This is a genomic window from Pseudomonas baetica (assembly GCF_019733355.1).
In the GTDB taxonomy this organism is placed as follows: Bacteria; Pseudomonadota; Gammaproteobacteria; order Pseudomonadales; family Pseudomonadaceae; genus Aquipseudomonas; species Aquipseudomonas baetica_A.
Window position 1 is genome coordinate 1 of sequence record NZ_JAIHLQ010000163.1, and the last position, 332, is coordinate 332.

Annotated in this window: 1 protein-coding gene; it reads right to left on the minus strand. The window is 59.3% G+C overall.

Annotated elements, in window-relative coordinates:
• A partial coding sequence (locus K5E40_RS34570) for a contractile injection system protein, VgrG/Pvc8 family (RefSeq protein ID WP_260456260.1) occupies positions 1 to 332 on the minus strand: 332 nt, incomplete at both ends.

Sequence of the window (332 nt, forward strand, 5' to 3'; positions counted from 1 at the left end):
AGGATCAGCGCGATGATTTTCGGCGCCGACATTTGCTGGTAGATGCGCTGGTTGGTGCGGTGATGCAGGTATTGCAGTTGCGGCACCATCGACACTTTGTAGCGGGTCAGGCGCTTGCCGGCATCGCCCTGGGCGACGCGGTAGATCTGGCCGTGGATGCCTGAGCCCTGCGGATCGAACGCCAGAAACGCCTGCTTGTGCAGAAGTTTTTCCAGGTCCAGATCGGGGTTTTCGCTGACCAGTTCGAGGTCGAAACGATACGGCTGGCTGATGCCTTCGGTGCCGACAAACGACAGCACTTGCAGGTCGCCCACGTAGTCTTCGACCTTGAG